Genomic DNA, 8763 nt, shown 5'->3' with positions numbered 1-8763 from the left:
GTAACCAGGAATGGGGAATGGGGAATAGGAAATAGAATTTGGGTGTACCTCACAAGACTGAGAATTGCTATATCTACGAACGATAAATAAAAGAAATATTAAAATTGGGTTATTTTTTGCGATCGTCAACTAAGATTTGAAGGTTTTATCCAAAATCATCCGCTCGTCAAAAATTGTGGCGATCGTATCAGTTAAGAGCAAACGATCGTGGTGTTTTTCGATCGAAGGACTATAAGATCTCAGTGGGTGTGTATAGCAGCGGTCATACCCGCTCCAATCGGTCTCATCTTCGTAGGTAACCCGTTGCTGATGACCGATCGCAGATTGCAGATAGACTAAAAGAAGAATCTTTGAAGATTTGGTTTCATTATTTTTTGAATGCCGCAAGCCGACCATCCCTGCCTGAATATCGCGATCGCTCCTTTGACATCAGCCGCTGGAAATCACTTTGCCATTTGGGTTCTACAAGCGCCCTACCTCGGCGGTCACGTTCACCACGACTGCCCCTGGACCGACGACCTCGCCCAAACCTGGCAGGCTTGGCAACAGCTCTTTTCCCTCGAACCGATTCCCTCTCCCCTAGCGCGATCGACTTCCCAAAATATCATCGAGCGACCGAGTACCACTCAGGGACCCGCCACCAACTACAGCAGCCTGCTGATGCAAAAATTAGGCTTGGGGTTGTGGCAATGGCTCTTCTCAGGCCCGATTCAGCGTAGCTTCGCCCAAAGTCAAGGCATTGCGATGGGTCAGAAAAAGCCCCTGCGCCTGCGCCTGGAACTGCGCGATCCCCATTTGATGGGTTTACCGTGGGAGATTATCCAGCCCCAACTGGGCAAACCTGCCATTTCCCTTTCTCAGCGTTTGCTCTTCACTCGCACCACCAGCGATGTCGAGGCCCTATCCTATCGACTGGCCGATCGATCTGTGAATATTTTGCTGGTTTTAGGTCAAGAGTCCGCAGGAATCAATCGCCCTCGCCTCGACCTAGAAAAAGAGGCAATCGCCCTAGCTGAAATTTTCGCCCGCTGCGGTCAGCTCAACGGCACCACGCCGTATCGAGTCACCACCCTGATTCAACCGACCCCCAGCGAACTGAGCCAACACCTCGAAACGGTCGAAACCCATATTTTTCTCTATGCGGGTCACGGCGTTCCCGCACCCGATGGCGGGCGACTGTTTTTGCGATCGGATACCACCCTGGGGGGCACGGAACTGGCTCAGGTGTTGGTGCGCGCCCAAGTGACCCTGGCAGTCTTTAACTCTTGCTGGGGGGCGCAGTGCGATCGCCACGACCTCCAGAGTCTTCCTCGCAGCAGCCTCGCCGAAGTGCTCGTACACCACGGCGTTCCGGCGGTTCTGGCGATGCGAGATACGATCGCCGACCGCGAGGCCCTCAGTTTCATCGAAGCCTTTGCCAAAGCCCTCGCCGAACAGCACAGTATCGATCGGGCGGTCTCCCTAGCCCGGCAGCAGCTTCTGACACTGTACAAATTCAATCAGCCCGCTTGGACGCTACCGGTGTTGTATATGCATCCCGAGTTTGATGGCTGTCTGATTCCAATGCGCCATTTCGACTCGTCTCTGACGGAACTGCCGTCCAACTCCAACACCCGCATCGGACAACCCCTTTCTTCGGCTTACCTGCGTTTGGTGGGCGGCAACGATAAAACTTGGCCGGTGCGCGCCGGACTGATGCGAGTGGGACGCACCGCCCAAAACGATCTCACCGTAGCAGAACGCTGGGTCTCCAAGCACCACGCCGAAATTTTTTACCGCAACCTCCAGCCCTCGGGAAACAACAGCAAACCCGCATACTTCCTGCGAGATGTTTCTCGCTACGGAACCCTGGTTTTGAATGCGGGAACCGGAAATTGGCAAAAAGTCCACCGCCAGGAAATCCCTCTGACTTCAGGGATGCAGTTTAAATTTGGTAGTTCTCAGGGACAAACCTGGGAATTTGCCATCGAAGAATAATCGACGAGATTGCGGAACCCATTTCCATGGCCGTGTAGTCATCACTAACAATCGATTGTCAGCACCTTTAAACCCAACACTTTGCCCCGTTATCACCGAACAGGAACTCTACGATGTCTACTTTACCCAATTCTTCCGATCCGTCTCAGACTCAAGCCGAGTTAGATTTGCTGGCGACTTTGTTTCCCGATGCTAACTCGGTCAATGCAGAGGGTTTAGCTTATCCGTGGAACCTCGCCAACGGCGAATCGGACGCTTACATTGCGGCTTTAGAACAGAACTTAGAGATGAACGCCCTCTCGAGTGAAGAAATTGCTGGGCGATCGAGCGCGCTTTTCAAACAACTCCAGCAATGTTGGTCGAGAACCGAACTCGCCTCCAAGTTTGCTGCCGTTCCCCACTCGATTTTAGAGGCGATCGCCGATCGGGCCAAAGAAATTCTCGACAGTCCCCAGGTGGCCGCAGACCGATTGGTGGCCTGTGTGGCGCAACTGTTTCCAGAGTGGACGGATGCCGACTTACAAGTTTTGGCCCGTCCTTTCGCCTATGCCATGCGGGGAACCGATGGCGTTGAATCGGCTATTGCTGGGGTCAGTTCGTCTCAATGGTCGGAACTCTCCCAAATCGAACGAGTTCGCTTGAGTTTGGCTGCGGCCCATTACATATTGAACCAAACCGATCTCGATTGAGATTTTAAAGCAACTGCTCCATTTTCCGTATTTTTGGTATCCAATGTCCATCCCAACCAGCGGATGCAGGTGTCAAGCACGAGCAAATCTTCACGGGGAAAGCGTGTTGGAATCGTGTCATTTCCCGAAACGTCTCTTTCTCCACGATCTGTCTATGGCGCATCCGTAGGTTTGTTTCAGCGCGATGGGTGAAATTTCCGATATAGCATGGCTTTGACCGGTTGACCGCCGAGTAGGTGTTGCTCGATGACCGCCACCACTTCACCGGGTTGCACGCGATCGTACCAGGTTTCCTCGGGCAATACCAAAACCATCGGCCCGCTGCCGCATTGTCCCAAACACCCGCAGCCTTCGACGGTGACATCGGCAACGGGGTTCGCCTTGAAGGTGGCCAGAACTGCCGGGGAACCCTGGCGGCGACAGGTGCGATTTTGGCAAACGAGGACGCGATCGATTTTTGGCATGGGTTGTTAAGGACGAAAAATAACGAAAGGTTAGCGATCTTAAAGCAAATTATCTTCGATCGAGAGCCAAAGACTTACATCTTTATCGACCAGTTCGGGATAACTTTCTAACAAAAATTTAATGAATTTGAGCTTTTCTCTAATTCTCCGAAGTTGTAGAATTTCTTGTATCTCCGAATAATTTAGTTGACATTTCTGCTTCTGAAACAAAAATAATCTCCATTTCTGACTTTTTTGGCAAGCTTCTAGACAGGAGATTTCCAGACTGGAGAAAAACCAATCAAAAATTATCTGTGGATTTAGAATTCGATCGTTTTGAAATCCTAAGTGACCTATTAAATAAACGCGCAGCCACATCGCAGAATTAGTGTAGGAACTATCGCCAGATCTAACAGAAGTATCAATTCGATCGAGAATCTCATAAGTGGCTATTGAAATTTCTGCCCACTGTAAGCTTTTCTCTGTTAATTCTAAAACTATTTTTCTAGCTCTAGATGCTGCAACTTCAGCCAATCCTAACCAATTAAAATTATCGGGTAGTTTTGTCTTGTTCTCAATAATAGATGTGAGCCACTCTCGTACGATTTCAACATCTTGACAGAGTAAATGATTTAGAAAATCTGTGGCTTTGATGGAATTCATCTGCGATCGTAGTAAAGACTTAGAAAAAATCAGTTATTTTTCATCAATCCTCAGCACCATCGGAAAATTCATCTTCCGCAGAAGTAAAACGATCCAACCAAATTACTAAATCCTCCAGATTCGAGAAATCTAATAACGCTTCACTCAAAGTATCTAACTCCAAAGGTGAGAGTCGGTTAATCCGTTCTAGCAGTGAAGTGGGAAGTTCTCCGAGACTTCGGGAAAGAAGCCGTAAAATGAGGGTTCGAGTTCCCTCCAGACGACCTCGAACTAATCCTTCTTCAAGTCCTTCTTCCCTAGACGTATTCACTACGTTATTCAGGTCGCGATAGTACTTCAAACTATTTTCGTAACTATCCCGTTCTGGAGGAGAAAAGTTAGCAATTTCGGCGACTTCAAAGAGTTGAGAAAAAATCGATTCTTCCAGAGGGTCGGGTGGCTCGCTCAACTCGGGCAAATATCGCAGCAAAAACAGCCACTTATCTAAACGAGTCTCTAACTCTTCAAGAGGTTTCGTGAATTTGGGTAACTCAATATAAACGAAATTAAGTTTGTCGTAAAAGACCTCGCAGTTTTGATTTTTCAACTGTACTGTATGAATGAGGGTCTCTTCATTTTGATGGTCATCAAACACGAAGTCTAAGACACCGACAGTATAGACGGCTTTAAGTCGATAGTCCCAATCTCCTTTCTCAGCTTGCTCTTGAATGGGAAAAGTTGCGTAGTATACGCTCCTATCTTTAAAGAAGTTTTGTTTGGCTTTTTGGATTTCGACGATAAACTTTTCTCCGGTTTCCCCTTCGCAGTAGATATCGAAAATCGCTTTTCGGTCTAGGGTTGTGTTCCCTAAGTTTTCGTTGCGTTTGTAGGTGACATCTCGAATGCGATGGTGAGGGGGAAGGAGGGTATTTAAGAAATCGATGAGTAAGGCTTTATTGGGTTCTGTGCCGAAAACCCGTTTGAAGCCAAAATCGGTGAGGAGATTGATGTAACGCTCTTGGAGGGGGTAAGCCATGAGAAAAACTAGAGCAGTTATGGAGGTGTACTGGTTATCTTACGGGGTAACAAGTTAATTGGAATCTAAGCAGGGTGGGAACTGTGGGAAGTTTGTGTATCTCCCTGTTTACAAAAATTCTATCTCGATCGAAAACCAGATCGATCGATGCTGACTTAATTATCCTCGAGCCTCGCAGTCTCTTACAATAAGGAGGGACTCCAGAACCATCGGGGCAAATGTCAGATACGATCGCATCACCAACTACCCCATCACCGAACGCGACTTCAGACCACCCCTTAGAACGATCGCTCAAACAGTATTTCGGGTACGATCGCTTTCGGGCGGGGCAGCAGGAGATTATCGAACAAGCCCTCTCGAATCGGGATGCCCTCATCGTCATGCCCACCGGTGGGGGAAAGTCTCTGTGCTTCCAGCTTCCGGCACTGCTGCGAGAGGGAGTAACGGTGGTGGTGTCGCCGCTGATTGCCTTGATGCAAGACCAGGTAGAAGCGCTGCAAAATAACGGGATTGGGGCGACGTTTCTCAATAGTACCGTCAGCGGGGCAGAAGTGCGATCGCGGTCTAATGCCATCCTCTCCGGGGAAACCAAACTCCTCTACGTTGCCCCAGAACGGCTGCTGAGCGAAAACTTTCTTCAGTTTCTGATGCAAGTGCGATCGTCGGTGGGGATTGCTGCGTTTGCCATCGACGAAGCCCACTGCGTCTCGGAATGGGGCCACGATTTTCGCCCAGAGTACCGCCAAATGAGACAGTTGCGGCAAAAGTTCCCTCAAGTGCCGATGATGGCGCTGACAGCAACGGCAACCCAACGAGTCCGGGGAGATATCATCGATCAGTTGGCGCTGGCGCAACCCTACATCCACGTTGCCAGTTTCGATCGCCCCAATCTATATTACGAGGTGCGCGGCAAGAACAGTCGCACCTACGTCGAAATCGTCAAACAAATTCAAAAAGGCGGTTCCGGGATTATCTACTGCATGAGTCGCCGTCAGGTGGAAGAGTTGGCGTTCAAACTCCAGCGCGATCGCATTTCGGCATTACCCTACCACGCGGGACTGCCAGACAAAGACCGCAGTGCCAATCAAACCCGGTTCATTCGCGATGACGTGCAGGTGATAGTCGCCACGATTGCTTTTGGCATGGGGATTAACAAGCCGGACGTGCGGTTCGTGATTCACTACGATTTACCCCGAAATTTAGAAGGATACTATCAAGAAGCCGGACGAGCGGGACGGGATAGCGAACCGGCGCGGTGTACCCTGTTTTTGGGCTTCGGCGATGTGAAAAAAATCGAGTGGATTATCGAGCAGAAGGGGGATGAAGGAGAACGCCGCATTGCTTACCAACAGTTGCGTCGCGTCATCGACTACGCCGAAGGAACCGACTGTCGCCGGACGATTCAGTTGAGCTATTTTGGGGAAAGTTTTCCGGGCAACTGCGACAATTGCGATAACTGCAAAGAGACGAGAAATATTGAAGATCGCACCATCGAAGCGATGAAGTTTCTCTCCTGCGTGGCGCGGTGCAAGGAACGCTTCGGCACCAATCATATTATCGACGTCTTGCGCGGTTCCAAGAAGAAGAAAGTTCAGCAATACCAACACGAGAAACTCTCCACATACGGCATCGGACGCGATCGCACGGCGGATGAATGGAAGCTGCTGGCGCGATCGCTTTTGCACCAGGGATTGATGGACGAAGCAACCGACGGCTATTCGGTGTTGAAACTCAATCCTCTCAGTTGGGAGGTGATGCGACGGCAGCGCAAAGTGGAGATGGCGGTTCCGGTGAGGCCTGCAACGGAGGGCAAAAGCGATCGCGATCGTTCTTCTGCCGATGCGGAGATGTTGCTATTGCGGTTGCGAGGTCTGCGCAAACAAATCGCCGACGAACAATCGGTTCCTCCTTACGTCGTTTTTGCCGATTCGACGCTGCGGTTGATGGCACAAGAACGCCCCGAGTCGTTAATGGAATTTGCCCAACTTTCGGGGGTAGGAAACTACAAACTCGAACACTATGGCGATCGATTTGTCAAGGAAATTCGCGATTACTGTCAAGAGGCGATTTCGGCGACGCTGTTGCAAACCCTCGAATCGTACCAGCAGGGGTTGAGCATTGCTGAAATTGCCGCAGCGCGCGGCTTTAAAGCCAGGACGATCGCGACTCATTTAGCAAAGTTAATCGAGCGCAAACAGCCGATCGATCTCGATCGGTTGGTGGAACCGGAGGTACAGAAAGAAATACGAGAGGCGATCGAAGTTGTGGGAGGAGAAGCCCTGCGACCAATCTACGACCATTTAGGGGAACGCTATAGTTTTGAAGAGATTCGATTGGTAAAAGCGGCAGTTAATGCAAAATTAAAAATTAAGTAAGTATTTAGCATTCAGTCGTCAGCTTATTGTTTGAATATACTCTTTTTAAGGGCGATCGATTTCTCGAATCTTTTCGATCGTTAATCCAGTCATCTGTGCTACTGTTGCTTCGTCTAAAATACCCAACAATTGGCGAGCGATTTCCACCTTCGATTCCTGTTGTCCCTGTTCGAGACCCTGTTCGAGACCTCGTTTCCAACCCGATCGTTCGGCACGGACGAATGCGTTACGCTGGTCGTGGATAAAAATTTCTCGATGTTCCAAATCGGATAATTCTTCTTCGGAAAGGTTGGCAATATTGGCAATCGAAAATGCTTCAGAAATCGCCGTAACTTTTCCAAGAATCGGAGGTATTTCGTTCATCTGTCTCGCCCTTTGAATGAAATACAACCATTTATCGCACAGGGTACGGACTTCTTCTAAGTTTTTCTCGAATTTTGGCAGTTCGACAAAGACGAGTTCTAAATCGTAGATAGGGTAGTCCATCAGGAAGTCTTTTTCTTTGAGGACGAACCAGGAGGTGAATTTTTCCCAATCGGGAAACATGACAAAATCCGTAATTGTTAAGGCAATAACGGGGTTGAGTTCGGTATAGTCTTCTCCTTGTTTGAGTTGCATCGAGTAGGTTTTTGCGGCGTTGTAGAGGATGCGTTTCTCGAAGCCTTCAATGTTGAGGACTTGCATCTCGATGACGACGGTTTTGCCGCTGTTGAGTTGGGCTTTGACATCGAGGTAGGTGTCTTTGAAGCCGCGAATCCTAGGGGCGAGATGGGGGTTGAGAATGGTAAGAAATTCGATGGTGGGTTCGCCGTCGTAGAGAATGGCATTGAGAAAGCTGATGAGAATTTCTTGGCTATCTTGGGAACCGAATATCTTTTTGAAGCCAAAGTCGATTTTGGGGTTGATGAATCTCACGGCGGTGATGGGTTGAGATGGGATAATTTTATTTTACTCATTTATATAATGTATCTAAAGATGGGAAAGATTTTTCGGGTGGGGCTTTCTGTTTTGAGATTTGCCGTTGGATATTGGATTTAACGGCTTACCTTAAAATGATGACTAAGTATGGGAAAGGTGGGCAGTTTTTTCGATGCTGCCAATTCATGATTTACTGAACTGCCCACCCTACAATTAGGAAAATGACATTTTCTCGTCTTCTTCGGGTTTTAAGAAGTTCCAGGCGAAGATAAACGCGGAAATCATCCACGCAACCGGACTGGAAATAATGCCAATTTCGATGAGGGTTAGTAGGATGAATTTGCGTAACTATTCAGGGGGGTAGGGTGTAAACTGGGGAACATCGAAGAGAAGCTCGTGATAGCCGGAGTCGAGATTCCCCCAGAAAACTGGGAAAAAACTCCAGCGAGCGTCAAAGAACTCATATTCCACCTAGAGCAAAGACTGACAACCATAGAAGAGCGGCTGGGACTCAACTCGAAAAACAGTTCCCAGCCGCCATCAAAAGACCCACCCGCTCAGAAGAAGGCGAGCATTGGTTCGACCCAGAGCGGCGACAACTGTGTTGGGCCCACCTGAAACGGGATTTTATTCGCATGTCCGAGCGCTCTGGGGTAGCGGGTGAAATCGGTCAGGCTTTACTC

Annotated in this window: 8 protein-coding genes; 4 read left to right on the top strand and 4 right to left on the bottom strand. The window is 49.0% G+C overall.

Features of this window, described 5'->3' with window-relative positions; translation table 11 throughout:
• Positions 1-378 precede the first annotated feature (378 nt).
• Together IQ235_RS11525 and IQ235_RS11520 are read left to right on the top strand one after the other, a co-directional pair.
• Positions 379-1977 carry a CHAT domain-containing protein gene (locus IQ235_RS11525; protein ID WP_264321611.1) on the top strand — a complete coding sequence of 533 codons (1599 nt, stop codon included), beginning with the start codon at positions 379-381 and terminating at the stop codon, positions 1975-1977.
• 113 nt (positions 1978-2090) lie between these two features.
• Positions 2091-2666, top strand: a complete 576-nt coding sequence (locus IQ235_RS11520) for a hypothetical protein (protein ID WP_264321610.1) — start codon at positions 2091-2093, stop codon at positions 2664-2666.
• A 176-nt stretch (positions 2667-2842) separates the two neighbouring features.
• On the opposite strand, the gene IQ235_RS11515 is transcribed toward IQ235_RS11520, so the two are convergent.
• Genes IQ235_RS11515 through IQ235_RS11505 form a run of 3 tightly spaced genes read right to left on the bottom strand, consistent with a single transcriptional unit; the run spans position 2843 to position 4787 of the window.
• Positions 2843-3130, bottom strand: a complete 288-nt coding sequence (locus IQ235_RS11515) for a (2Fe-2S) ferredoxin domain-containing protein (RefSeq protein WP_264321609.1) — start codon at positions 3128-3130, stop codon at positions 2843-2845.
• 39 nt (positions 3131-3169) lie between these two features.
• Entirely contained in the window at positions 3170-3772 is a 603-nt protein-coding gene (locus tag IQ235_RS11510; RefSeq protein WP_264321608.1) for a hypothetical protein, read from the bottom strand.
• A gap of 43 nt (positions 3773-3815) precedes the next feature.
• Positions 3816-4787: an Rpn family recombination-promoting nuclease/putative transposase gene (locus tag IQ235_RS11505; protein ID WP_264321607.1), complete on the bottom strand. Its 972-nt coding sequence runs from the start codon at positions 4785-4787 to the stop codon at positions 3816-3818.
• A 218-nt stretch (positions 4788-5005) separates the two neighbouring features.
• On the opposite strand from IQ235_RS11505, the gene recQ reads away from it, so the two are divergent.
• A complete protein-coding gene (gene recQ / locus IQ235_RS11500; protein ID WP_264321606.1) occupies positions 5006-7162 on the top strand; it encodes a DNA helicase RecQ in 2157 nt (718 codons plus the stop codon).
• Positions 7163-7207: 45 nt separating this feature from the next.
• Here recQ and IQ235_RS11495 read toward each other — a convergent pair whose 3' ends face one another.
• Positions 7208-8077: an Rpn family recombination-promoting nuclease/putative transposase gene (locus IQ235_RS11495; RefSeq protein ID WP_264321605.1), complete on the bottom strand. Its 870-nt coding sequence runs from the start codon at positions 8075-8077 to the stop codon at positions 7208-7210.
• A gap of 399 nt (positions 8078-8476) precedes the next feature.
• On the opposite strand from IQ235_RS11495, the gene IQ235_RS11490 reads away from it, so the two are divergent.
• Positions 8477-8698, top strand: a complete 222-nt coding sequence (locus tag IQ235_RS11490) for a DUF6444 domain-containing protein (RefSeq protein WP_264321604.1) — start codon at positions 8477-8479, stop codon at positions 8696-8698.
• Positions 8699-8763 lie beyond the last annotated feature (65 nt).

Source organism: Zarconia navalis LEGE 11467, from assembly GCF_015207075.1.
GTDB lineage: Bacteria > Cyanobacteriota > Cyanobacteriia > Cyanobacteriales > Geitlerinemataceae > Zarconia > Zarconia navalis.
The sequence above is the reverse complement of the archived record's forward strand: the minus strand, read 5'-3'. Positions and strand labels throughout refer to the sequence as shown.